Here is a 23,796-nt window from a genome sequence, read left to right as displayed (position 1 = left end):
GCGCCCGGTGGAGTCAAACCACGGGTGGACCGGTCTCCACCCCCGGGGCGACGCCGCAGCACGCCGCCGCTGCCTAGCGTCGGCACCACACGAGGGGAGACGAACGATGGACGACTCACGGGCGAGGATCGCCGGGCTCGCGGCGGCCACCATGGCCGCCGCCAGCCTCCTGCTGGCGCCGCTCAACGCGCTCGCACGGATGCGGACGGAGAGCGGGCTCAGCGACTACGAGAACGAGCTGGCCCACTGGTGGGCGGCTCCTGCGATGGACTTCTTCGAGCCGGTGCTGGACTTCGGCTCGCCGGACACCGTCTACCTGACCTACGGCAAGTTCTACGTCTTCGCGATGGCCTCGGTCCTCGCCTGCGCGCTGGCCGTGCGCGGACGCAGGCCCGCCGACACGCGCTGGACCGAGCGGTGGGGCTGGCGGATCATGCTGCCGTCGTACGCGCTGATGACGGTCTGCTTCACGGGCTACTGGATCCCGGGCCCGGACGCCCTCTTCGACGGCCTCTACCTGGTGCTCCTGGTCGGGTTGCTCGGCACCATGATCGGCCACGTGCTGCTCGGCATCGGGCTGATCCGCAGCGGGTACCGGCCCCGCCTGACCAGCTGGGTCCTCGTGACCGAGCCCCTGACGGCGATCGCCCTGGTCTCGATGTCCACGCAGGCCCTCGGCATGTGGCCGCTGATGCTCGCCTGGGGCGTCGCCGGGTGGTCGCTGTGGCGCAGCGGGGTCCACGCCGCGACGCCCGAGCCCGCCGCCGCCTGATCCGGGGGTGACCCGGGGGGACCAACGTCCCCCCGGGTCGGGACCGCCGACCGGTCCGGCCCGGGCGGCCGCTGGCAAGGCTGGGGGCATGAAGGCCCTGCGACTCGAGTCCTGGCACAGCGAGCCCCGCCTGCGGGACGTCCCGCTCCCCGAGCCCGGCCCCGGCCAGGTCCGGGTCCAGCTCGGTGGCGCCGGTGCCTGCCACTCCGACCTCCACCTGATGGACGAGTTCTCCGACGGCGTCCTGCCGTGGGGGCCGCCCTTCACGCTCGGGCACGAGAACGCCGGCTGGGTGCACCGCCTCGGCGAGGGCGTCGTGGGCCTGGAGCCGGGCCAGCCCGTCGCCGTCGTCGGCGCGTGGGGCTGCGGCTCCTGCCGGCGCTGCCTGGCCGGCCTGGAGACCTACTGCGACCGGCCCGACCTCGCCCCCGCACCCGGCGGTGGCGGCGGCCTGGGCCTCGACGGCGGGATGGCGGAGTACATGGTCGTCCCGTCGGCCCGGCACCTCGTGCCCCTCCCGGAGGGGTTGCACCCCGCCGACGCCGCCCCGCTCACCGACGCCGCGCTCACGCCGTACCACGCGGTGCGGCGGTCCCGGGAGAAGCTCGTGCCCGGGTCGGTGGCCGTCGTGATCGGCATCGGCGGTCTCGGCCACCTGGCGGTGCAGGTGCTGCGCGCCACGTCCGCGGCGTACGTCGTCGCCGTCGACCCGCGGGCCTCGGCCCGGGAGCTGGCGACCCGGAGCGGCGCCGACCTCGCGCTCCCGCCGGGTGAGGACCTGGTGGCGCAGGTCCGTGCCGCCGGCCACGGCCTCGGTGCCGACGTCGTGCTCGACATGGTCGGCTCCGACGACACCCTCGCCACCAGCGCCGCCGTCGCCCGTCAGCTCGCCGACATCACCGTCGTGGGGATCGGCGGTGGGTCACTCCCCTTCTCCTTCTTCGGCGTGCCCTACGAGGCGAGCGTCCAGACGACCTACTGGGGCAACCGCTCCGAGCTGGTCGAGGTGCTCGACCTGGCGTCCCGGGGGCTGCTGCACGCCGAGACCACCCGGTTCTCGCTCGACGACGCCGCCCACGCCTACGAGCTGCTGCGCCGCGGCGAGGTCGACGGGCGCGCGGTCGTCGTCGCCCACGAGTCCTGGACGCCCTGACCCGGCGCCCGAGCACCACGAGAGGAGCCCACGATGCTGGTCCTGGAGGTCATGAGCCGTCACCCGGTGACGGTGCGCGCGGGGACGCCGGTGAAGGTGGCACTGCGACTGCTCGCCGACCACCGGATCACGGTCCTGCCGGTCGTCAGCGCCGACGGGATCGTCCGCGGCGTCGTCAGCGAGGCCGACCTGATCCGCGAGGTGCTGCCACCGGACCCTCGTGCCCACGAGATCCCGCAGGCCCGCGGCGACGCACGGGCGTCGATCGTCGACGAGGTCATGAGCGCCCACGCCCTGACCGTCCACCCGGACACAGACCTGGCCGAGGCGGTCGAGCTGCTCACGAGCACCACCGCCAAGAGCCTGCCCGTCGTGGACCGGCGGGGGCGCCTGCAGGGAGTCCTCAGCCGCAGTGACGTCGTCAGGCTGCTCGCGCGCTCCGACGACGAGATCGAGCGCCAGGTGGACGAGCTGCTGCGGTCGACCGGTCTCGCCGGCTGGCTGGTCGAGGTGGCCGACGGCTCCGTGTCGCTGCTCGGCCCCGGGCAGGACGCCACGGTCGCCCGGCTGCTCGCCGAGACCGTCCCCGGCGTGCTGGACGTCACGGCCAGCGAGGAGCAGTCATGAGCGTCGACGTCGCCGGCGCCGTGGTGACCGAGCGGGTCGTCGAGCGGCGCACGTCCACCGGGGCAGCAGTCGTCGGCTGCTTCTACCTCGTCATGGCGGGGGTGCACCTGGGGATCGTCGCCGTGGACCCCACGACGTACGACGGCTTCGCGGACCACGCGCTCCTCGGGTTCGTGCAGACCGGCTGGGCCGAGGTCGTGATGGCCGCCCCTGCCGTGTGGGGGCTGCTCCTCATGGCCGGCGAGATCACGCTGGGTGTGCTGCTGCTGCTCGGCGGTCGGCCTGCGCTGGTCGGCTGGGCCGCGGTGATCGTGTTCCACCTCCTGCTGATGCTCTTCGGCTGGTGGGTGTGGCTGTGGTCGGTGCCCGCGCTGGCCGTGCTCGTCCCGCTGGCGCTGCACGACGTGCGGAGCATCCGCCCGGGAGCCCCCCGATGAGCCCGGTCGAGCGGCCCTCCATCACCGTCCTCCACGAGGTCGTCGAGCTCGCCTGCCGGGCCCCGAGCATCTTCAACTCCCAGCCGTGGGCGTGGCGCGTCGACGGACCACGGCTCGAGCTGCACGCCGACCGCTCCCGCGGTCTGCCCGCGGTCGACCCCGAGGGCCGGGACCTGCTGGTCAGCTGCGGCGCAGCCCTCCACCACGCCCAGGTGGCCGCCGCGGCGACCGGCTGGACCCCGAGCGTGCACCGGCGGCCGAACCCCGAGGACGAGGACCACCTCGCGACGATCACCTTCGTGCCCTCGCCGATCACCGCAGAGCACTCCGCGCTGCTCCGCGCGCTCGACGAGCGGCGCACGGACCGGCGCAGCTACTCGTCCTGGCCGATCGCCCCCGGGCTGCTGACCGAGCTGGCCCGCACCGCGGGCCACTGGGGCGCACGAGCGGTCCCGGTCACCGACGAGGCCAGCCGCTTCGTGCTCGAACGGCTGGTCGCACAGGCACTCGCCCACCAGGCCACCGTCGAGCCCGTGGTCGCCGAGCAGGCGTCGTGGCTGGACCGGTCGACCGACGAGGGGGTGCCCGCGACCACGGTGCCGCGACTCGTCGGGGCTTCGACCAGCCACCGCAGCCGCTTCGGCGCCGGGCTGCTCCCGCAGCCCGACCGCGAGTCCGAGAACGTCGACGGGGTCCTCGTCATCGGCGGCCACGACGACGAGCCGGCCGCATGGCTGCGCTCCGGCGAGGCCCTCAGCGCGCTGTGGCTCGACGCCGTCGCGTCCCGGCTCTCGGTGCTCCCGCTGACGCAGGTCGTCGAGGTCGACGAGACCCGTCGCGCCCTGCAGCAGGACGTGCTCGGTGGCGAGGTGGTCCCCCACGTGCTGGTCCGCGTCGGCTGGCACGGCACGGCGCTGCAGCCCATCGGCCGCACCCCGCGGCGCCCGCTCCACGACGTGCTGCTCCCGTGAGCGGGACCAAGGTCCCGTCGCCCGGGGCCCAAGAGCCGTGGGCGGGCAGGTCCGGCGCTTCCTAGCGTGAGGCCCGTCCCCTCCGCACGTGTCAGGAGCACCCGTGGACCCGACCGACATCGCGCGCTGGCAGTTCGCGATCACGACCGTCTACCACTTCCTCTTCGTGCCGGTGAGCATCGGCCTGTCGGCGATGGTGGCCGGCTACCAGACGGCGTGGATCCGGAGCCGCAACCCCCGCTGGCTGCGGCTGACCCGCTTCTTCGGCAAGCTCTTCCTCATCAACTTCGCCATCGGCGTGGTCACCGGCATCGTGCAGGAGTTCCAGTTCGGGATGAACTGGAGCGACTACTCCCGCTTCGTCGGCGACGTCTTCGGGGCGCCGCTGGCGATCGAGGGGCTGCTGGCGTTCTTCCTCGAGTCGACGTTCCTCGGGCTCTGGATCTTCGGGTGGGACCGGCTGCCCGAGAAGCTGCACAACGCCTGCATCTGGCTGGTCCACCTCGGCACGCTGTTCTCGGCGTACTTCATCCTGGCCGCGAACTCGTGGATGCAGAACCCCGTCGGGTACGCCTACAACCCCGACACCGGCCGCGCCGAGATGGACGACTTCGCCGCGGTGCTGCTCAACAAGGTGCAGCTGGTGACCTTCCCGCACGTGCTGCTGTCGGCGTACCTCACGGCGGGCGCGTTCGTCCTCGGCATCGGCTTCTGGCTGCTGCGTCGGGCCCGGACACCGGAGGACCAGGGCGTCTACCGTGCGGCCGTCCGCTCGGGAGCGGTCGTGGTGCTGGTCGCGGGCCTCGGCGTCGCGATCACCGGCGACGTGCAGGGCAAGATCATGACCGAGGTCCAGCCGATGAAGATGGCCGCCGCCGAGGCGCTCTACGAGACCGAGCAGCCGGCGGCGTTCAGCGTCATCACGATCGGGACGCTCGACGGCTCCGAGGAGACGTTCTCGATCAAGATCCCGGGTCTGCTGTCCTACCTCGCGACCGGCTCCACCGACGGGGAGGTGCAGGGGATCAACGACCTGCGGGAGCAGTACGTCGCGACGTACGGCCTGGACCCCGGTGAGAAGTACTACTCCCCCGGCGACTACACCCCGATGATCCCGCTGACCTACTGGTCCTTCCGGCTGATGATCGGGCTCGGCGTGCTCGCGGCCGTGCTCGCCGGCTGGATCCTCTGGGCGACGCGGCGCGGTGCCGTCCCGGGCGGCCGCGCCATCCTCTGGGCCGCGGTGTCGCTGCCCTTCCTGCCGCTGGCCGCCAACTCCGCGGGCTGGATCTTCACCGAGGTCGGGCGGCAGCCGTGGTCGGTCTTCGGGCTGATGACGACCGCCCAGTCGGTCTCCCCCACCGTCAGCACCGGCGAGGCGCTGACCTCCCTGATCGTGCTCACGCTCGTCTACGGCGTCCTCGCGGTGGTCGAGGTCAAGCTGATGCTCACCTACATCCGGCGCGGCGCCGACCCGCTGACCGAGCAGGACCTCAGCCCGGAGCCACCCGGCGACGACGCCGACAAGCCGCTCGCGTTCGCGTACTGAGGAGCAGCAGACATGGAGCTCACGACCGTCTGGTTCGCCCTGATCGCCGTCCTCTGGATGGGCTACTTCACCCTGGAGGGGTTCGACTTCGGGGTCGGGATGCTGCTGCCCGTCCTGGCCCGCGACGACACCGAGCGCCGCGTCCTCATCAACACCATCGGCCCGGTCTGGGACGGCAACGAGGTGTGGCTGCTCGTGGCCGGCGGTGCCACCTTCGCGGCCTTCCCCGAGTGGTACGCCACGCTCTTCAGCGGCTTCTACCTGCCGCTGCTGCTGATCCTGGTGGCGCTCATCGTGCGGGGGCTCGCGTTCGAGTACCGCGCCAAGCGTCCCGACGCCGCCTGGAAGGGCCGGTGGGACCTGGCGATCATCGTGGGCTCGTTCGTCCCGGCGCTGCTGTGGGGTGTCGCGTTCGCCAACATCCTGAGGGGCGTCCCGATCGACGCCGACCTGGAGTACGTCGGCGGGTTCTTCACGCTGCTGAACCCGTACGCCCTGCTCGGCGGCGTGACGACGCTGCTGCTCTTCCTCACCCACGGGGCGGTCTTCGTCTCGCTGAAGACCGACGGGGACATCCGCCACCGTGCCCGGGCGCTCGCCCTGAAGGTGGGCGCCGGCGCGGCGGTCGCGGCGGTGGCCTTCCTGGTGTGGACGCAGGTGGAGACGGGCACCGCCGCGAGCGCGGTCGCCTTCGTCGTGGCAGCACTGGCCCTGGTCGCCGGTCTGCTCGCGCTGCCGTCGGGCCGGGAGGGCTGGGCGTTCCTGGGGACCTTCGTCGCGATCGCCCTGGCCGTCGCCGGGCTCTTCCTCGCGCTCTTCCCGGACGTGATGCCGACGACGCTGGCCGCAGGCGAGAGCCTGACGACCACCAACGCCGCCGCGACGCCGTACACGCTGAAGATCATGACGGTGGTCGCGGTGGTCTTCACCCCGCTGGTGCTGGCCTACCAGGGGTGGACCTACTGGGTCTTCCGGAAGCGGATCGCGGTGCACCACATCCCCGTCGCGCCGGCCGCCACCCCGGTTCCGTGAGGCCCTCGGACCCCCGGCTGCGGCGGGTGCTGCGACCCGCTGCCCGCCCCCTCGCCGGCACGGTCGCGGCGGGCGTCGCCGGCAGTCTCCTCGTGGTGGCGCAGGCGTGGCTGGTCGCCGGCCTGGTCGTCGCCGTCCTGCGCGAGGGGGACGTCGTCCCGTGGGCGGTGGCCGTCGCCGGCCTGCTGGCAGCGCGGGGTCTGGCCGGCGTCGTCGGTGACGTCTGCGCCGCCCGGGCCGCGGGCGTGGTGGGTACGGACCTGCGTCGCCGGCTGACCCTGGCCGTGGTCGCCCGGCCCGGACGGCACCCCACCGGGGAGGTCGCGGCGCTCCTCACGCGAGGGGTCACGGCGGCGGAGCCCTACCTCACGCGCTACCTGCCCGCTCTCGTGCTGGCGGTCGTGCTGCCGCCGCTCACCGTGGTCGCGATCGCCAGCCAGGACCTGCTCAGCGCGGTCATCGTGCTGGCCACCCTGCCCCTGATCCCCGTGTTCGGCGCCCTGGTCGGCATCGCGACCCGCGACCGCGCCGAGGAGCAGTGGCGTGCCATGGCGTCGCTGTCGGGCCACTTCCTCGACGTCGTCCGTGGCCTGCCCACCCTGGTCGCGCACCGTCGCGCCCGCGCCCAGTCGGCCCGGATCGCCGGGATCACCGACCGCTACCGGGTCGCGACGATGCGGACGCTGCGGCTGGCCTTCGCCTCCTCGGCCGTGCTGGAGCTGGTCGCCACGCTCTCCGTGGCGCTCGTCGCCGTCACCGTCGGGGTCCGGCTGGCCTCGGGCTCGCTGGACCTGGGCACCGCCCTGGTCGTGCTGCTGCTCGCCCCCGAGTCCTTCTGGCCGCTGCGGCGGGTGGGCGCGGAGTTCCACGCCGCCGCCGAGGGCGTCGCCACGTTCGAGCGTTCCGCCGCCCTGCTCGCCGACCTGCCGGGCGAGACCGACGCCTCGGCGTACGACACCCGCGGCGCGGTGGTCCTCGACGCCGTGACGGTGCTCCGCGAAGGGCGTACGACGCCCGCGATGGCCGGCGTCTCGACGGTGCTCGAGCCGCAGGGGGTCACCGTCGTGACCGGTCCGTCGGGGTGCGGCAAGACGACCCTGCTCGCCGTCGTCGCCGGCCTGCTCGAGCCCACCGATGGCCGCGTCACCCTCGACGGCACACCGCTGGCGGGTGAGGCATGGCGGACGCAGGTGGCCTGGCTCCCCCAACGGCCGCTCTTCGTGGGTGGCTCGATCGGCGACAACCTGCGCCTCTCGCGTCCCGACGCCGACGACGACGCGTGCTGGGAGGCGCTGCGCGGGGTGGCGCTGGAGGAACGCGTCCGCGCACTCCCTGCAGGGCTCGACACCTCCGTGCACGAGGACGGGCTGAGCCTGTCGGCGGGCGAACGCGCCCGGCTGGCGCTGGCCCGCGTGGTGCTGGCCGACCGGCCCTGGACCCTGCTCGACGAGCCCACCGCCCACCTCGACACGCTCACCGAGCAGGTCATCGCCGACACCATCGTCGAGCTCGGGCGTCGCCGCGCGGTCGTGGTCGTGGCGCACCGTCCCGCGATGGTGGCGCTCGCCGACCACCACCTCGAGCTCCCGGCACCACTCCCGGAGCCCGCGCCCGCCACTGCCGCGGCGCCCGCGCCCACGACCCGTACGGTGCCGCTCGACGACCCGGCGGGCGAGCCACCCCGCCGGCCCCGGTTCCTGCTGGGCACGGTTCTGGGCTCCCTCGCCTCGGCGTCCGGCGTGGCCCTCACCGCCACGGCCGGGTGGCTGATCGTGCAGGCCTCGACCCACCCGCCGGTCCTCACGATGCTGGTCGCGATCGTCGGGGTCCGCACCTTCGGCCTCGCCCGGCCGGTGCTCCGGTACGCCGAGCGGCTGGTCTCCCACGACGGCGCGCTGCGGCTGCTGGCGACCCGTCGGGTCCAGGTCTACGACGCCCTCGTCCCGCTCACCCCCGGTCGGCTCGGCCGCCGGCGGGGCGACCTGCTCGCCTCGGTCGTCGACGACGTCGACAGCGTGGTCGACCGCGAGCTCCGGGTGCGGCTCCCGATCCGGACGTACGCCGCCGTGGCCGCCCTCGCCACGCTCGTCGCCGCCCTGCTGCTCCCGGCCGCCGGCCTGCTGCTGGCGATCGCCTCGTTGGTCACCGGCGTCGCGGCGTACGGCATGGCGCGGCGGGGTGCCGACACGGCCGAGCGGACCTCGGTCGCGCTCCGGGCCCGCCTCTCCGGACAGGTCGTCGAGACCATCCAGGTGGCCGACGAGCTGCTGATGTGGCAGGCGGAGCACCGCGCCGCCGACACCGTCGCCCGCCTCAGCGACCAGCTCGCCGCCGCCGCCGACCGCGCGACCCGGTGGCTCGCCGGCGCGCGCGCCACCGTCCTGGTCGTGACGGGCGCCGCGGTGGCGGGCAACGCGTGGGTCGCCGCTCCTGCGGTGGCCGACGGCCGGCTCAGCGGTCCGCTGATGGCGATGCTGGTGCTGCTGCCGCTCGCGCTGGCGGACGTGGCCCTCCCGGTCGCCGACGCAGGTGCGCTCGCCGCCCGCACGACCGCGGCACGGGAGCGGCTCGACCGGCTCGAGCACACCGCACCCGCCGTTCGCGACACGGTGGCCCGACCGGCTCCGGACGGCGACGACGTCCTGCTCGAGCACGCCAGCGCCCGCTGGACGGCCGACGGACCGCTCACCACGCCGGCTGACCTGGCGCTGGCGCCCGGGGACCGGGTGGCCCTCGTCGGGCCCTCGGGGTGCGGCAAGAGCACGGTCGCGGCGCTGCTCATGCGCCACCTCGACCCCGCCCGCGGCCGGGTCTCCCTGGGCGGCACCTCCCTGCGTTCCCTCGCCACCGACGACGTCCGCGCCCGCATCGGGCTGGTCGACGACGACCCCCACGTGTTCGGCACGACCGTCGCCGAGAACGTCCGCCTGGCGCGGCCCGGGGCCGACGACGCGGAGGTCGAGGCGGCGCTGCGGCAGGCGCGGCTCGGCGGCTGGCTCGACGCCCTGCCGGACGGGCTCGGCACCTGGGTCGGCGACGGCCACGCAGCCGTCTCGGGCGGCGAGCGGGCCCGGATCGCGATCGCGCGCTCGCTGCTGGCCCGGCAGCCCGTCCTCGTCCTCGACGAGCCGGCGGCACACCTCGACCACGCCACGGCGACCGAGCTGGCGCACGAGGTGCTCGACGGCCCCCGGCGTACGTCGGTGCTGTGGATCACCCATGCCGATGCCGGTCTGGACCTGGTCGACCACGTGGTCGACCTCGGTGCGCCGACGGCGACGCCCACCCTCTCCGCGGGCTGAGCCCGGACGGTCAGCGGACCGTGCGCAGCTGCCGCAGCCCGCTGGTGTCGGCACCGGGGACGGCCACCAGCCTGGCCTTCACGTCCACCAGCGACACACCGTCGGGTCGCGCCAGGACGGGGTTGAGGTCGAGCTCGGCGACCTCGGGCACCTCCACGGCCAGGTGGCCCAGGGAGACGACCAGCCGCTCGAGCGCCGTGGTGTCGACGGCCGGCCGGCCGCGGTAGCCCGCCAGGACGGGGCCCAGCCGCAGGCTGCGCAGCGCCCTCACGGCGTCGCGGGGAGCGACCGGGGGCATGAGGAAGACCCTGTCGTCGAGGACATCGGTGGTGATCCCACCCGCCGCCACCATCACCAGCGGGCCGAAGGTCGGGTCGCGCACCAGGCCGAGGGCCATCTCCACGCCCTCCTCCATCCGCTGCACGAGGACCGGGACGGCGTCGCTCCCGAGGATCCGGGCGAACTCACGTGCCGTCGCAGCAGCCTCGGCAGGCGTGGCCACCCCCACCCGCACGAGCCCACGATCGGTCTTGTGCACCACCGACGGGTCCGCGACCTTGAGGGCCAGCGGCCCACCGAGCCGCTCGGCCACCCGGGCGGCCTCGTCGGCGTCGAGGGCCACGTCCCCGGCCGGGGTCAGCCCGTAGCCCCCCAGCAGGTCGGCCACGTCCGCCGGCCCGAGGAACCCCTCCCCCCGCTCGTCGAGCAGTCGCGCCGCCGTCGCCCGGCTGGCTGCCGCGCGGACCGGGTCGGAGGGCGGTGACGCGTCGTGGGGCACCCGAAGCCAGGCCTCGTACGTCGCGATCCGCGACAGCGCGCGCACCGCTCCGTCGACCGAGTCGAGGCAGGTGATCCCCGGCACCCCGTCCTCCGGCAGCCGCACCCCGCCGAGCGGGACGAGCAGCATCGGCTTGTCCGGCCGTCCGGCGCGCGCGGACACGAGCGCGCGCACCGCCTCGGTCGCGTCGGAGACGCCGGTCGCCACGAGCACGACCACCAGGGCGTCCACCTCGTCGCTGTCCAGCAGCAGCCCGGTCGTCGCCGACAGGTCCTCCGAGGTCGCACCGGCACCGGCGTCGACCGGGTTGGTGGTGCCGACCGTCCCGAGGACGTGGCGCCCGAGCCGGGCGGAGAGGTCGGCGGAGAGCTCGGGGACGTCGAGGCCGCAGTCGTCGGCCACGTCCGCGGCCAGGACGCCCATGCCACCGGCGTTGCTCAGGATCGCCAGCCGGACCCCCCGCGGGCGCGGTTGCTCGGCCAGGACCAGGGCCGTGGCCGCCAGGTCCTCGGCACCCCTGCAGGCGATCACGCCGGCCTGGGCGAAGAGCGCGGCCACGCCCACGGCCGACGACGCGGCCGCCGCCGTGTGGGAGGCACCGGCCCGGCGTCCACCGTCGGACCGGCCGCCGACGACCGCGAGCAGCGGCTTGTGCTCGGAGAACTCCCGCGCGACCCGGGCGAACTTGCGGGCGTTGCCGAAGGACTCCAGGTAGAGCGCCGCGGCGGTCACCTCGGGGTCCTCCCGCCAGGCGGCCAACAGGTCGTTGCTCGACACGTCGGCCTTGTTGCCGAGCGAGACGAAGGAGCGGACGCCGAGCTCGAGCCGGCGCGCCAGGTCCATGAGCACGATGCCGACCCCGCCCGACTGGCTCGCGACAGCCAGCCCGCCGACGGGCGGCAGCACCTCGTGGAAGGTGGCGTTCAGGGGCGAGGCCGGGTCGTTGACGACGAGTCCGAGGCAGTTGGGTCCGACCAGCCGCATGCTGTGGCTGCGCGCCAGTCGCACCATCTCGCGCTGCAGCTCGGCGCCGCGCTCCCCCAGCTCACCGAAGCCGGAGCTGATCACGACGGCGGCGCGCACGCCGGCCGCGACGGCCTCGCGGACTGCCTCGACCGCGGCCTCGGCCGGGACGGCCACGACCACGAGGTCCACCGGGACCGGTACGTCGTCGAGGGCGGCGTACGCCGGCACGCCGCCGACACGGTCGGCCGAGGGGTGGATCACCGCCAGGTGGCCGGTGAAGCCGCCGGCCAGGATCGACCGCAGCACGGCGGCACCCACACCGGTCCCGTCGCGGCGGACCCCGGTGACGGCCACCGATCCCGGGTGGAGCAGCGGCGCGAGCGACCGCGCCTCGCTCGCCGCCTCGCGGCGGTCCGCAGCGGCCAGGGCACCGGCGGTGGGACTCGGGTCGAGGTCCACCTCGACGACCTCCCCGTCCGCCCGACGTACGACGTCGAAGCCTGCGTCGACGAAGACGTCGAGCATGCGCCGGTTCTCGGTCAGCACCTCCGCGGTCAGGTGCCGCACCCCCCGGTCGTGGGCGCTGGCCGCGAGGTGCTCGAGCAGCAGGCTCCCGAGCCCGTGGCCCGCCAGCCGGTCGTCGACCAGGAAGGCCACCTCCTCGGAGTCCTCGGCGATCCGCTCGGCGGTGACCAGCCCGACCACCTCGCCCCCCAGCTCGGCGACCAGGGCGGTGGTCGTCCCGCTGGCGAGGAGGTGGTCGACGTAGACCTGGGCGGGCCGCCGGCCGGCGGCGAAGAAGCGCAGCCGCAGCGACTCGTCGGAGGCCCGGTCGTGGAGCGCCCGGACGGCCGGCAGGTCCTCGGCGGCCAGTGGCCGGAGCACCGCGACCGTGCCGTCGGTCAGCAGCACGTCGGCGGCAGGCGGGACGGGAGTGACGGGCATGGGCGTTCCTCTCCTGGGCGGCACTCCGATGCTCGCGCCCCCGGCGCCCGGCGATTCAGGGCCTTTGGTCCCGCTCGCGCGGGGCCAGCGTCCGTGCCTGTGCCCGCTGCCCCCGGCTCCCACGAGCGGGGCGGAGGCCGCGCGCTCAGCCGGGGATGTGCCCGAAGCTCCCGCGCTGGAAGTCCTCGTAGGCCTGCATCACCTCGGCCTTGGTGTTCATCACGAACGGGCCGGCCCAGGCCAGGGGCTCCCGGATCGGGCGGCCACCGAGGACGATGACGTCGAGCCTGGGAGAGCGCGTGTCCTGGTGCTCGTCCGCCTGCAGCGTGACGTAGTCGCCGCCGCCGAAGAGCGCGGCCTGGCCCATCCGGAGGGCGGGGCCGTCGATCCCGGCGTGACCCTGTCCGCTCAGCACGTAGGCGATCGCGTTGAAGTCGCGCTCCCACGGCAGGTCGAGCCGCGCGCCCGGCTCCAGCGTCGCGTGGAGCAGGGTCATGTCGGTGTGCGTGCTACCGGGGCCGGTGTGACCGCCGACGGATCCGGCGATCACCCGGACCAGCGCCCCGGCGTCCTGGCCGGCGAGCAGGCGTACCTCCCCGGACCGGATGTCCTGGTAGCGCGGGTCGCTGAGCTTGGCGTCGCGGGGCAGGTTCACCCAGAGCTGGATGCCGTGGAAGAGCCCGCCCGAGGTGACCAGCCACTCCGGGGGCGTCTCGATGTGGAGGATCCCGGCACCGGCGGTCATCCACTGGGTGTCGCCGTTGGTGATCGAGCCGCCTCCGCCGTGGGAGTCCTGGTGGTCGAAGACGCCGTCGATCATGTAGGTGACGGTCTCGAAGCCGCGGTGGGGGTGCCACGGGGTGCCCTTGGGCTCCCCGGGGGCGTACTCCACCTCGCCCATCTGGTCCATCATGATGAAGGGGTCGAGGTGGGCGAGGTCGAAGCCGGCGAGGGCACGGCGGACCGGGAAGCCCTCCCCCTCGAAGCCCGTCGGCGCATCGCTCACCTGCCACACGTGACGGGGCTGGTCACCGAGAGCGGGAGCGGGGACCCGCTCGAGCACGGTCAGGTCGGGAACGGTGATCGCGGGCATCGGCCCACCTCCTCGGAAGTCACCTGGCACAACGGTAGTTGAACGCGCGACATTCCGCTCCTGCCGGCGTGGACCGGGGTGCAACCGGGGGCCTCGGAGGCCGGCGGCGATGCCCTAGGTTGGTGCGGTGACTTCGAAGCAGACTGAGTACGACGTCGTCGTGGTCGGCGGTGGCCACAACGGACTCGTGGCCGCGACCTACCTGGCGCGGGCCGGCCTCTCGGTGCTGCTCCTCGAGCGCCTCGCCCACGTCGGCGGCGCTGCCGTCTCGGCGGTGGCCTTTCCCGGGCACCAGGCCCGGATCTCGCGCTACGCGGACCTCGCCTCCCACCTGCCCGAGCAGCTGGTCTCCGAGCTCGGCCTGGACGTGCGGCTGGTGCCCCGACCGGTGGCCTCACCGGCCGAGCTGGCCGGCAGCGACGACGAGCGCGCTGCCTGGCAGTCCTTCCACGCCGACGTGGCCGTCCTCGCCGGGGTCGTCGCTCCCACGCTGCTCGGGCCGCTGCCCGTCGAGCGCACCATCCGGGACCAGGTGGACGCCGACGTGTGGCGCGACCTGGTCACGAACCCGCTCGGCGAGGCCCTCGAGCGTCGCTTCTCCGACGACGCGGTGCGCGGCATGGTGGCCTCCCGCGCCCTGGTCGGCACCTTCGCCTCGCTCCACGACCCCTCGCTCGCCCAGAACCGGGGCTTCCTCCACCACCTGCTGGGGAGCGGCACCGGCGAGGAGAAGGTCCCCGTCGGCGGCATGGGCGCGGTCACCGCGGCGCTCGCCACGTCGGCGATCCGGGCCGGGACCGAGGTCGTCACGTCTGCCGGGGTGTCCCGGATCGACGGCGACGACGACGGAGCGGAGGTCACCTGGCACGACGGGCGGACCACCCACAGCGTCCGCGCGCGCCACGTGCTCGCCAACGTCGCGCCGTGGGTGCTGCAGATCCTGCTGGGCCAGCCCGAGGACCCCGAGTCCAAGCCGCAGGGCTCCCAGCTCAAGATCAACCTGCTCCTGGACCGGCTGCCCCGACTCGCCTCGGGCGCCGACCCCGCGGTCGCGCTCGCCGGCACGCTCCACCTCGGCGACGGCTACGCCCAGATCGAGAAGGCGTACGCCGAGGCGGCCTCCGGCCAGGTCCCGACCGTGATCCCGGGCCAGGTCTCGAGCCACTCGCTCACCGACCCCTCGGTCCTCGGCGAGGCGCCCGAGGGGATGCACACCCTCGCCTACCACGGGATGCACCTGCCTGCGTCGCTCTTCGCCGGTGACGACCGCGACGAGGTGAAGTCCCTGGCCGTCGCCCGCGCGCTCGCCTCGCTCGACGAGCAGCTCGCCGACCCGATCGAGACCTGCGTCGCCACCGACGCCTCCGGGCACCCGTGCATCGAGGCGACGGTGCCGCAGGACGTCGAGGCCGACCTCGCGATGCCGGGCGGCCACATCTTCCACGGCGACCTCGACTGGCCGTGGGCGCCGAACCGGGCGCGGCTCGAGACCCCCGCCCAGCAGTGGGGCGTCCAGACCGACGTCGCCTCGGTGCTCGTCTGCGGCTCCGGCTCCCGCCGTGGTGGCGGAGTCTCCGGCCTGGGCGGCCACAACGCCGCCCAGGCGGTCCTCGCCTCCCGCTGACGCGTGGAGCGACCGACCGACCAGGTCCGGGTCTCCTGGTCACACCCGTCGGAGAGAGCCCGTGATCCCTGCACATCCCACGGGTTCCACCGGCTGGGAAGCGCATGAATCCCCTGCCCGCCGGGGAATCGTGCACGTGGCCACCGCCCCCGTCCACCGGGTGACCGAGGTCGCAGCCGCGCGATCCCGCCTCGATTTCTCCGGCCGTCGCCCCGCTGGTAAAGTTGCGGTCGCTTCACCACACGCGCCATTAGCTCAATTGGCAGAGCAGCTGACTCTTAATCAGCGGGTTCGGGGTTCGAGTCCCTGATGGCGTACCGACATCATCGCGAGGTGAGCGGCCCTTTCGGATCGACGTCCGGAAGGGCCGTCGTCGTCTCCGCGCCGGACTGCCTCTGCGACGTTGCGGGGATCAGCGCCCTCCCCCGGTTGGACGTACGCGAGCGCAGCTCGAACCCACGGGACGTGCCTAGGATCGTGGCGTGACGCTCCGGCTCCGCACCGATCGGCTCCTGCTCCGCCCCGTCGACGAGGACGACCTCGACGTGCTGCTCGCGATCCGCAACGCTCCCGACGTCGTGGCGACGACGAGCACCGGCGAACCGCTGCCGCGCAAGAGAATGGCCGACCAGCTCTCGCGGCGGTGCAAGAGCTGGCGGGAGCAGGGGTTGGGGTCCTGGCTGGTGTTGCTCGAGGGTGACCCGGTCGCCTACGTCGAGGTGGCTCCGATCGGCGAGGGAAGCGGCGTTGACCCGGAGGCGATCGAGGTAGGCGTCGTCGTCCACCCCGACCATTGGGGCAAGGGCATGGCGCTGGAGGCCGGCCTTGCTGCCGCCCGTGACATCGTCGATCGCCTGGGCCTCGACCGGGTCTATGCCGGAGTCGACCCCGACAACGAGAAGTCCCTGCGTGCCCTGGCGAAGGTGCCCGGTGTGCGCAGGCTCGACGACGAGCTGTACGAGGTCACGGCCGAGGCGTTGCACCGGGCGGGGTCACCCTTGTCGGCACTCCCCGGCCAGGACATGCCGCCGCCATGACGGCGAGCACTCGTGGGAGCCGGAACCCATGGTCGGCTCGAACGCGGTGAGCTTCCTTCTCCACGGCGCTGACTGCCAGTCCCTACCTTCCGCCGCAGCGGAGGCCCACGACGAGGGGTGTGCCGCACGCCCCGCTGCGCGGGCACACGGAGGAGACAGGGACCGGCCCCGCTGACGGTGTCGGTGCGCCGAGGCCGTGCTGACCAGTCACGCAGCACAGCGACCCGTCGTGGGCTCACGACGGGTCGCTGTGTGTGGGAGGGCTCTACTTCACCTCTGAGCGGAGCGCGGCCCGCAGCCCCAGGAGGGCCGGCAGGACCAGCCACAGCGTCGCGGTGACAGCAACCTGGGCCCACTGCTCACCGGTCGGCGGCCCCTCGAAGAGGAACGACCGGGCGAGCTCCGCGTCGACCCATGGCCGGACGTCCACGAAGTCCGGCTGGCTGGTGGCCAGGATCCCGAAGACCGTCGGGAGGACCAGGGTCATCACGAAGTAGGTGACGAGCGCCCCCGGCGAGTTCCGGATCACCATGCCCAGCATCGTGCCGGTGAGCAGGCACAGGAGGCTGCCGACGACGATGGTGCCGAACTGCGCGACCGACAGGTCCCACACCAGGTCGGTCCCGGTGATGGCAGTGCCGACCACGTTGCCGACCACGCCCACGACGAGCGCCAGCAGCATCGCTGCGATCCCCACGATCACCGACGAGACGGTCTTGGCCAGCAGGACCCTGCCGCGGTGCGGGACGAGGGTGAACGTGGTCAGCCCCGTGCGCTGGCTCCACTCGCCCGTGATCGACAGGATCGCGATGATGGGCAGCACGATCGTCATCGGGAAACCGATCGCCGCGGCGAACGTGTTGTGGGTCAGCTCCTCCTCCGGTGCGAAGAGGACGGTACCGACCGTGGCGAGGACACCCAGGATGACGATGCTGGCCATCAGCCAGAACCCGGAGCGGGTGTCGAACATCTTGCGGAGCTCGACGCGGATCACGCGTCCCAGTGCGATCCCCCGCAGGTCCGCCAGCGGCCCGCGGGCGGCTGCGAGGACGGTGGGTGAGGTCGTGGTGGTCATGCCACTTTCCTTTCTCGTTGGGTGTCTGTGGTGAGCTCGAGGAACATGTCCTCGAGCCCGCCGTCGGCGGTACGGAGCTCGGTGAGCGCGATGCCGGCAGCGAAGGCGGCCTGGCCCACGCGCGCCGGCTCGGCCGGGGTGGCCACGCCGCCCTGGTCGGACTCCGTCGTCTCGATGCCGGCCGCGTGCAGCGCCCTGCGCAGCGCGGTGAGGTCGTCAGCCCGGGCGATGGTGCCCATCGACTGCAGGAGCTCTGCCGTGGAGCCCTCGCAGACGATCCGCCCGTGGCCGATCATCACGAGGTCGTCGGCGATGATCTCGACCTCGCGCAGCAGGTGCGAGGAGAGGAGCACCGTCCCGCCCTGGTCGGCGAAGCCGCGGAGCAGGTCACGCATCCAGCGGATGCCGGCGGGGTCGAGCCCGTTGGCGGGTTCGTCGAGCATGAGGACGGCCGGGTTGCCGATCAGGGCCGAGGCGATCCCCAGCCGCTGCCGCATGCCGAGCGAGTAGTTGCCGACGCGGCGGTCGGCCTCGGCCTCGGTGAGGCTGACGAGGTCGAGCATCTCGTCGACCCGGTTGCCGGGAAGGCCCAGCGTCTGCTGGACGATCGTGAGGATCTCGCGCCCGGTCCGGCCGGCGTGCTGCGCCGAGGCGTCCAGCATCACGCCGATCTCCCGGCCCGGATTGGGCAGGTCGGCGAAGGCACGTCCGGCGACGGTCGACGAGCCCGACGTGGGTTTCGTCAGGCCCACGACCATGCGCATCGTCGTGGACTTCCCGGCTCCGTTGGGGCCGAGGAAGCCGGTCACCCGGCCGGGCTGGGCGACGAAGCTGACGCCGTCCACCGCGGTGGTACGGCCGTACTTCTTGGTGAGTGCGTCGATGGTGATCATGTGCGTTCCTCCGGTTCGTCTGGGGTCGCTTCGACGCTAGGGAGGTCCACGCGTCCACGCGTCGTCGCGAGGTCGCGAGGGTCGTACGTCATCCGGTAGAGGCGGGGTCCGACCAAAGGTGGACGCGACTGCTCAGGCTTCGTCGAAGAGGCCGGTCTGATAGGCGAGGACGATCGCCTGGGCCCGGTCCCGCAGGTCGAGCTTCTGCAGCAGACGGGTGACGTGGGTCTTGACCGTGGCGTCGCTGATGAACAGCTCCTGGCCGATCTCGGCGTTGGAGAGCCCGCGACTGATGAGCCGGAAGACCTCACGCTCGCGGGGGGTGAGCTCCGCGACGGCCGCCGGCGGGGCATGCCCCCCCAACGTCGCGAAGCGCCGGATGACGCGGCGTGTGACGGTGGGCGAGAGCAGCGCCTCGCCGGCCTCGACCGTGCGCACGGCGCCCAAGAGCTGCTCGGGCGGCTCGTCCTTGAGCACGAAGCCACTTGCTCCGGCCCGGAGGGCCTCGAAGACGTAGTCGTCGAGGTCGAAGGTCGTGAGGATGAGCACCCGGGTGTCCGCGTCCGCGGCCAGGATGCGGCGGGTCGCCTCCAGTCCGTCCATCTCGGGCATCCGGATGTCCATCAGGACCACGTCGGGTCGGAAGCGCGCGGCCTGCGCGACCGCGTCGCGGCCGTTGCTGGCCTCGGCCACGACCTCGATGTCGGGCTCGTCCGCGAGCAGCAGCCGGAACCCGGCGCGCACCATCGTCTGATCGTCGACGACGAGGACCCGGATGGTCACGAGGCACCTCCCAGCGGTAGCCGGGCCCGCAGCAGGAAGCCGCCTCCGGGTGCGGGGCCGACGCTGAGGGCGCCGTCGAAGAGCTTGATCCGTTCCCGGATGCCGACGAGGCCATGGCCACCGTCGATGCCGTCGATCCGTGACCGCTCCACGGCCCTGCCGTGATCGCGCACCTGCAGGCACAGCTCATCGGGCGCGTACTCCACGACCACCTCCGCGCGGTCCGCGCCGGAGTGCTTGAGGCTGTTGGTGAGCGCCTCCTGCACGATGCGGTACGCCGAGAGGTCCAGGCCGCGCGGGAGGTCGACAGGCAGGCCGCGAACCTCGACCCGGACGTCGAGCCCCGCCGCCCGGACGTCGCGCACGAGGCGGTCGAGGTGGTCGAGCCCAGGACTCGGCCCGAGCTCGGGTCCCGCGTCGTCGTCGCGCATCGCGGCCAGCAGCCGCCGCATCTCGGTGAGCGCCGTACGGCCCGCCTCCTCGACGTCGCGCAACGCCTCCCGGTCGGCTGCCGCACTGTCGGGCATCCGGTGGCGCACGGCGCCCACCTGCAGCACGATCACGCTCACGGCGTGGGCCACCACGTCGTGCAGCTCACGCGCGATCCGGCCGCGCTCCTCCGCCACGGCCACGCGGGCAGCCGCTTCCCGCTCGACCTCGGCGAGCCGCGCGCGCTCCTCGGCGGCCTCGGTCCGTTCCGTGCGCTCGCGCAGGGCCCACCCCACCAGCCATCCGAGGCCGAACATCACCGGGACGGAGATGAAGTCGTCGGTGGTGGAGTCCGGCGCGTTGCGCACCACCGTCACGGCACCGGCAGTGGCGATCACCAGCCCGAGGCGCGCGAGCGAGGCGTTGCGCACCGACCCCAGCAGGACGGCCGCGCCCATCCCGGCGATGAGGATGCCGGCGCCGTTGGCGATCAGCTGCCCGTCCATGAAGGAGAGCGCGGCGCACACCAGCCACGTCGCGGCCGGCGCGGCGAAGGGGAACCTCCGGCGGGCCAGCAGCACCAGGACGGACCCCGTGATCCCGACGAGCCCGATCAGGAACCGGAGACCATCGGGGTGCTCGAGGTCGTCACGCAGGAGGGTCCCCCCGACGGTCACCGCCGCCGTGACGACGATCAGCAGGTCGAGGCCATGACTGGTGAGGAACGCCCGCGCTCGGCTCACCTCGCCACGATACGACGAGGCCCCTCCCCCATGCGTCATCCATTGGTCGGACTGCGGCTCGACCCGAGGTCCCTACCGGGACGGTCCGTTCCGACGACGCTTCGCGAGCGACCCGCGCCTAGCGTCGACCACACCAGCAACCACCACGTCCCAGGAGGCGGACATGGACACCGAGCTCGAGTGCGGCAGCTACGTTCCCAAGCCGCGGCCTCGCCACAACGGCTACTACGCGGGCGACTTCAGCCAGACCGCTCCCATGCCGTGGGATCAGCTCCGTCGGGTGATGGAGCTGGGTCGTCCCTCCGCTGATGCCTCTCCGGGTTCTCCCACGGCAGGCTGCCACGCGCGGTGTCGCGGGGCCAGTCGACCGCTTTGATCCATGCTCGTCGGCTGGTTCCAGGGCCCGACTCGGTGACGCACCGGATCGGGCCGTTGCCGCTCCCGGGCGGTCCGCGGCGGTGCCGTCAGGCCGGCTGGCTCGGGACCCGCTCCCCGAGCAGCCCCCCGCCCTCGCGCACTGCGAAGGCGACGCCGACGACGGCGGGCCGGTCCACCCGGGGTCGCTCGAGCAGGTGGAAGGACGACTCCCCCTCGAGGACACCGCCACTCCCCCGCAGTCGCAGGCCGATCATGGCCAGCAGGCCCCGGGACGCGGAGTTCTCCGCCAGCACGGTGGCCTGCAGCCGTCGGACCCGCGATGCGGCGGCGATGGTGCTGATGGTGTCCAGCAGGACGCCGCCCAGCCCGCGCCCTTGCTGCTCGTCGACGACCTCGAAGGCGATCTCCGCCGTGCACGGCGCTACGTGGACGTAGCGAGCGATCCCGGCCGGACGGCCGTCGACCGACGCCAGCCAGGCAACGTGGTGGCGACCGTCGACCGCTGTGAGGGCCGACCACATGCCGGTCGTGAGGGTGCTGACCGGCGTGAGGTACCGAGCCCTCCGGGAGTCGGGGGACATGGCGTCGAACACCGCTCGCTGCGGCTCGAGCTCGCCGGGGAGCAGCGGCCTCAGCACGGCTGCGCCGCCCCGGAGGGGAGCGGTGACCGGGTGCGCCCGATCACGCGCGGGCGAGGTGTAGGGGAAGCGGGACATGGTGAGCTCCGTGTTCAGATCGTGAGGACGAGGGCGTAGGAACCGACGACGTACGTCGCCGCGCCGGCGGCGACCACGACGAGGACCGACCTGCCTCGGTAGGCGAGGTAGAGGCCGACGACGGCCGCCAGCGCCGCGGCCGCGGGACCTCCGGGGACGGCGGCGTCGCGGTGCAGGACGACCGCGCGGACGGTGAGAGCGGCCAGGACGGCGAGCCCGGCGTACTCCGCGACCTCGGCGGCGCGGTCAGGCATGCGATGCGCGCCCAGGAGCGGGACCAGGCGCAGGGCCAGGCTGCCCAGCCCGACGAGCACGACCGCGACGAAGACGTTCATCGCGCGAGCCCTCCCGCGCAGGCGGCCACGACTCCGAGTGCGGCACAGATGAGCAGGGCAGGTCCCGCCGGCAACCCGGCGGTGACGACCGCCGCCACACCGGCGGCCGCGACCGCGCGCGCGACCGGGGGGACACGGACCCGTCCAGCCACGAGCGCGCCCAGGGTCAGGGCAGGCAGGAGGCCGGTGACCGGCGCCGCCGACAGCCGCTCGCCGACGAACGCGCCGACCGTGACCATCAGCGGCCAGCCGAGGAAGAGGGCGGCCGCCGCGCCGAGGTAGAAGTCGCCCCGGTCCTCCCGTCCCCGAGCCAGCCCCCACGGGGCGTCGGTGAGCATGACCGCGGCCGCCACCCGCCGCCGGAGGGGAGCCGAACGCCACTGCGGTGCCATGGCCGTCGCGTAGGCAGCCAGGCGGGCGTTGACCAACAGGCCGATCGAGGCCGCCGGCAGCCAGCCCGCGCCGCCTGACAGGACGTCGAGCACCGCGAGGTGGGCGGCACCCCCGTAGATGGTCGAGGTGCCCAACCAGGCGGCGAGCGGGTTGTCACTCCTCGCCACCGCGGTTCCCACCACGACGGCGAACGGCAGGTAGGCGAGCAGGATGGGCGCCATCGCCAGCACGCCCTCCCGCACGTCGCGCCGCGGACCCTGGTCGGGTCCGCGGCGCGCGGCACCCCCGCGGTCGAGGTCCACGGCGGGCACGGGAGCCGCACTCACCGAGTGGGCTGGCGCCCGCGACGCGAGCTGCTCGCGCGGCGCTCGCCGGCAGTCCGTCGCTCCGCCCTCTTCGCGGTGCGCTTGATGTCCTGGATGCGAGTCATCGCCTCCACGTAGTACAGGTGATCCATGTCGAACCTCCGGGGTCGGGCGCCTCACGGGTCGTGATCGGCGCTGGTGGGTCCCGAGCCTCCGCGCCGCGCCTTCCACCGGACTTCCACCGGGCTTCCACCGTCCGTCGCGTCGGGGAAGGCGGAGGGAAGGTCCACGGAAGGGGCGCACCCGAGGCTGCTCGGCATGACAGCACTCGAGGTCGGCCGTTCGGACCGTCGCACCCGCACCGTCACCCAGCGCGACATCGCGTTGTTCACGGCGTTGTCGGGGGACCACAACCCGATCCACTACGACGTGGAGGTCGCCCGGGCCAGCCGGTTCGGGAGCCTCGTCGTCCAGGGCGGGGTCACCTCGGGACTGCTCAACGCACTCGTCGCCGAGCAGCTGCCCGGACCGGGGAGCGTGTTCCTCGAGGTGTCCTGGGCCTTCCTGGCGCCCGTCAGGCCAGGCGACCGGATCACGGCGCAGGCCACGGTCACCAGCGTCCGTACGGACAAGCCGGTGACGTCGTTGGCGACCCGGATCACCAACCAGGAAGGCGTCGTCGTCCTCGACGGCACGGCGGTCGTCTGGCGCGACCCGACCGTGGCCGCCGCGACCGACGACGCCCAGCCGCTGTCAGCCGAGAAGCGCCGGAGCCCCGGCAACCACCACCCAGAAGGGAACAGCAATGACCGTCACCACTGAGGACCCGCGTCTCAACGGCGTGGACACCGCCACCCTCTTCGCCACCCTCGACGCGGTCAAGGGTCAGCCCGAGATCGCGAAGTTCCAGTTCCGTGCCAGCAACCGCTGGCTCACGGGCACGCACAGCCGCTCGTCGTTCTCCGGCTTCTTCGGGGCGACCCAGGAGATGGAGCACCAGCGCGTCACGGTGGTCGACTCCGACCACCCAGCCGTCCTCGTCGGCGGGGACGAGGGGCCGACGCCGGTGGAGTACCTGTTGCACGCCATCGCCGCCTGCCTGACCGCAGGCATCGCGAACGTCGCAGCGGCGAGGGGGGTCGAGCTGACCAGGCTCACCTCCACCGTCGAGGGGGACATCGACCTGCTCGGGATCCTGGGACTCGGGGGCGGGTCGGTCCGCAACGGTTACGAGCAGATCCGGGTCACCTTCCACATCGAGGGCGATGCTGACGCCGAGACGCTGCGCGGCATCGTCGAGCAGTCCCGCAACCGCTCCGCCGTGTTCGACGCGCTGACCAACCCCACGCCCGTGGCCATCGACGTGGTGACCGGCTGACGCCGGCCCACTGCCGACGCCGGGGACCCGGCCGGCCCGCTCGCGGGTCGGTCGAGTCCCCGGCCCGGCATCGCTCCCAGCA

The 23,796-nt window shown here is 73.5% G+C and carries 21 protein-coding genes and 1 tRNA gene; 13 read left to right on the top strand and 9 right to left on the bottom strand.

Features of this window, described 5'->3' with window-relative positions; translation table 11 throughout:
• The first annotated feature begins 106 nt into the window (after positions 1–106).
• From EXE57_RS17545 to cydD, 8 genes are all read left to right on the top strand, one after another.
• Entirely contained in the window at positions 107–772 is a 666-nt protein-coding gene (locus tag EXE57_RS17545; RefSeq protein ID WP_135079752.1) for a hypothetical protein, read from the top strand.
• Between the two features lie 88 nt (positions 773–860).
• Positions 861–1,925: an NAD(P)-dependent alcohol dehydrogenase gene (locus EXE57_RS17540; protein ID WP_135079750.1), complete on the top strand. Its 1,065-nt coding sequence runs from the start codon at positions 861–863 to the stop codon at positions 1,923–1,925.
• A gap of 33 nt (positions 1,926–1,958) precedes the next feature.
• The gene (locus EXE57_RS17535; protein ID WP_135079748.1) at positions 1,959–2,552 is read left to right on the top strand and encodes a CBS domain-containing protein; all 594 of its coding nucleotides are present in this window, start codon (positions 1,959–1,961) and stop codon (positions 2,550–2,552) included.
• Positions 2,549–2,989, top strand: a complete 441-nt coding sequence (locus EXE57_RS17530; RefSeq protein WP_208542899.1) for a hypothetical protein — start codon at positions 2,549–2,551, stop codon at positions 2,987–2,989. Before EXE57_RS17535 ends, EXE57_RS17530 begins: the two co-directional genes overlap by 4 nt.
• Complete coding sequence (locus tag EXE57_RS17525; RefSeq protein ID WP_135079746.1) at positions 2,986–3,960, top strand: Acg family FMN-binding oxidoreductase; 975 nt, start codon at positions 2,986–2,988, stop codon at positions 3,958–3,960. Before EXE57_RS17530 ends, EXE57_RS17525 begins: the two co-directional genes overlap by 4 nt.
• Positions 3,961–4,063: 103 nt before the next feature.
• A complete protein-coding gene (locus EXE57_RS17520) occupies positions 4,064–5,509 on the top strand; it encodes a cytochrome ubiquinol oxidase subunit I (RefSeq protein ID WP_135079744.1) in 1,446 nt (481 codons plus the stop codon).
• A gap of 12 nt (positions 5,510–5,521) precedes the next feature.
• Complete coding sequence (cydB, locus tag EXE57_RS17515) at positions 5,522–6,541, top strand: cytochrome d ubiquinol oxidase subunit II (protein ID WP_135079742.1); 1,020 nt, start codon at positions 5,522–5,524, stop codon at positions 6,539–6,541.
• Positions 6,538–9,843, top strand: coding sequence for a thiol reductant ABC exporter subunit CydD (gene cydD, locus EXE57_RS17510; RefSeq protein WP_135079740.1), 3,306 nt, complete (start codon positions 6,538–6,540; stop codon positions 9,841–9,843). The genes cydB and cydD overlap by 4 nt, the downstream gene beginning before the upstream one ends.
• Positions 9,844–9,853: 10 nt before the next feature.
• On the opposite strand, the gene EXE57_RS17505 is transcribed toward cydD, so the two are convergent.
• Positions 9,854–12,532, bottom strand: a complete 2,679-nt coding sequence (locus tag EXE57_RS17505; protein WP_135079738.1) for a bifunctional acetate--CoA ligase family protein/GNAT family N-acetyltransferase — start codon at positions 12,530–12,532, stop codon at positions 9,854–9,856.
• Positions 12,533–12,677: 145 nt separating this feature from the next.
• The gene (locus EXE57_RS17500) at positions 12,678–13,625 is read right to left on the bottom strand and encodes a pirin family protein (RefSeq protein ID WP_135079736.1); all 948 of its coding nucleotides are present in this window, start codon (positions 13,623–13,625) and stop codon (positions 12,678–12,680) included.
• Positions 13,626–13,752: 127 nt separating this feature from the next.
• Between EXE57_RS17500 and EXE57_RS17495 the strand changes: the two genes are divergently transcribed.
• The 3 genes from EXE57_RS17495 to EXE57_RS17485 all read left to right on the top strand — a co-directional run bounded on the left by EXE57_RS17495 (position 13,753) and on the right by EXE57_RS17485 (position 16,286).
• The gene (locus tag EXE57_RS17495) at positions 13,753–15,249 is read left to right on the top strand and encodes a phytoene desaturase family protein (protein WP_135079734.1); all 1,497 of its coding nucleotides are present in this window, start codon (positions 13,753–13,755) and stop codon (positions 15,247–15,249) included.
• 244 nt (positions 15,250–15,493) lie between these two features.
• A tRNA-Lys gene (locus EXE57_RS17490) sits at positions 15,494–15,566 on the top strand.
• 165 nt (positions 15,567–15,731) lie between these two features.
• A complete protein-coding gene (locus EXE57_RS17485; protein ID WP_135079732.1) occupies positions 15,732–16,286 on the top strand; it encodes a GNAT family N-acetyltransferase in 555 nt (184 codons plus the stop codon).
• Positions 16,287–16,551: 265 nt separating this feature from the next.
• Here EXE57_RS17485 and EXE57_RS17480 read toward each other — a convergent pair whose 3' ends face one another.
• The 7 genes from EXE57_RS17480 to EXE57_RS17450 all read right to left on the bottom strand — a co-directional run bounded on the left by EXE57_RS17480 (position 16,552) and on the right by EXE57_RS17450 (position 22,333).
• Positions 16,552–17,361: an ABC transporter permease subunit gene (locus tag EXE57_RS17480; RefSeq protein ID WP_135079730.1), complete on the bottom strand. Its 810-nt coding sequence runs from the start codon at positions 17,359–17,361 to the stop codon at positions 16,552–16,554.
• Positions 17,358–18,254 (bottom strand): ABC transporter ATP-binding protein, encoded by an 897-nt coding sequence (locus tag EXE57_RS17475; RefSeq protein WP_135079728.1) that lies wholly within the window; start codon positions 18,252–18,254, stop codon positions 17,358–17,360. The genes EXE57_RS17480 and EXE57_RS17475 overlap by 4 nt, the downstream gene beginning before the upstream one ends.
• A 132-nt stretch (positions 18,255–18,386) precedes the next feature.
• Entirely contained in the window at positions 18,387–19,037 is a 651-nt protein-coding gene (locus tag EXE57_RS17470; protein WP_135079726.1) for a response regulator, read from the bottom strand.
• Positions 19,034–20,209 carry a sensor histidine kinase gene (locus EXE57_RS17465; protein ID WP_135079724.1) on the bottom strand — a complete coding sequence of 392 codons (1,176 nt, stop codon included), beginning with the start codon at positions 20,207–20,209 and terminating at the stop codon, positions 19,034–19,036. Before EXE57_RS17465 ends, EXE57_RS17470 begins: the two co-directional genes overlap by 4 nt.
• 464 nt (positions 20,210–20,673) lie before the next feature.
• Entirely contained in the window at positions 20,674–21,303 is a 630-nt protein-coding gene (locus tag EXE57_RS17460; protein WP_135079722.1) for a GNAT family N-acetyltransferase, read from the bottom strand.
• A gap of 14 nt (positions 21,304–21,317) precedes the next feature.
• Positions 21,318–21,638, bottom strand: a complete 321-nt coding sequence (locus tag EXE57_RS17455) for an AzlD domain-containing protein (protein ID WP_135079720.1) — start codon at positions 21,636–21,638, stop codon at positions 21,318–21,320.
• Positions 21,635–22,333 (bottom strand): AzlC family ABC transporter permease, encoded by a 699-nt coding sequence (locus tag EXE57_RS17450; RefSeq protein WP_135079718.1) that lies wholly within the window; start codon positions 22,331–22,333, stop codon positions 21,635–21,637. The genes EXE57_RS17455 and EXE57_RS17450 overlap by 4 nt, the downstream gene beginning before the upstream one ends.
• Before the next feature lie 321 nt (positions 22,334–22,654).
• On the opposite strand from EXE57_RS17450, the gene EXE57_RS17445 reads away from it, so the two are divergent.
• A complete protein-coding gene (locus tag EXE57_RS17445; RefSeq protein WP_135079716.1) occupies positions 22,655–23,158 on the top strand; it encodes a MaoC family dehydratase in 504 nt (167 codons plus the stop codon).
• A complete protein-coding gene (locus EXE57_RS17440; protein WP_135079714.1) occupies positions 23,142–23,714 on the top strand; it encodes an OsmC family protein in 573 nt (190 codons plus the stop codon). The genes EXE57_RS17445 and EXE57_RS17440 overlap by 17 nt, the downstream gene beginning before the upstream one ends.
• Positions 23,715–23,796: the final 82 nt, after the last annotated feature.

The sequence above is a fragment of the Nocardioides euryhalodurans genome (genome assembly GCF_004564375.1).
GTDB classification, from domain to species: domain Bacteria; phylum Actinomycetota; class Actinomycetes; order Propionibacteriales; family Nocardioidaceae; genus Nocardioides; species Nocardioides euryhalodurans.
This window is presented reverse-complemented; position numbering and strand designations above follow the sequence as displayed.

What these genes read in the sequence shown, in the direction of transcription:
- EXE57_RS17455 (WP_135079720.1), bottom strand. Translation starts at nt 21,638, where the DNA reads ATGAACGTCTTCGTCGCGGTCGTGCTCGTCGGGCTGGGCAGCCTGGCC.
- EXE57_RS17475 (WP_135079728.1), bottom strand. Translation starts at nt 18,254, where the DNA reads ATGATCACCATCGACGCACTCACCAAGAAGTACGGCCGTACCACCGCG.
- cydB (WP_135079742.1), top strand. Translation starts at nt 5,522, where the DNA reads ATGGAGCTCACGACCGTCTGGTTCGCCCTGATCGCCGTCCTCTGGATG.
- EXE57_RS17545 (WP_135079752.1), top strand. Translation starts at nt 107, where the DNA reads ATGGACGACTCACGGGCGAGGATCGCCGGGCTCGCGGCGGCCACCATG.
- EXE57_RS17445 (WP_135079716.1), top strand. Translation starts at nt 22,655, where the DNA reads ATGACAGCACTCGAGGTCGGCCGTTCGGACCGTCGCACCCGCACCGTC.
- EXE57_RS17535 (WP_135079748.1), top strand. Translation starts at nt 1,959, where the DNA reads ATGCTGGTCCTGGAGGTCATGAGCCGTCACCCGGTGACGGTGCGCGCG.
- EXE57_RS17460 (WP_135079722.1), bottom strand. Translation starts at nt 21,303, where the DNA reads ATGTCCCGCTTCCCCTACACCTCGCCCGCGCGTGATCGGGCGCACCCG.
- EXE57_RS17505 (WP_135079738.1), bottom strand. Translation starts at nt 12,532, where the DNA reads ATGCCCGTCACTCCCGTCCCGCCTGCCGCCGACGTGCTGCTGACCGAC.
- EXE57_RS17500 (WP_135079736.1), bottom strand. Translation starts at nt 13,625, where the DNA reads ATGCCCGCGATCACCGTTCCCGACCTGACCGTGCTCGAGCGGGTCCCC.
- EXE57_RS17525 (WP_135079746.1), top strand. Translation starts at nt 2,986, where the DNA reads ATGAGCCCGGTCGAGCGGCCCTCCATCACCGTCCTCCACGAGGTCGTC.
- EXE57_RS17540 (WP_135079750.1), top strand. Translation starts at nt 861, where the DNA reads ATGAAGGCCCTGCGACTCGAGTCCTGGCACAGCGAGCCCCGCCTGCGG.
- EXE57_RS17530 (WP_208542899.1), top strand. Translation starts at nt 2,549, where the DNA reads ATGAGCGTCGACGTCGCCGGCGCCGTGGTGACCGAGCGGGTCGTCGAG.
- EXE57_RS17440 (WP_135079714.1), top strand. Translation starts at nt 23,142, where the DNA reads ATGACCGTCACCACTGAGGACCCGCGTCTCAACGGCGTGGACACCGCC.
- EXE57_RS17480 (WP_135079730.1), bottom strand. Translation starts at nt 17,361, where the DNA reads ATGACCACCACGACCTCACCCACCGTCCTCGCAGCCGCCCGCGGGCCG.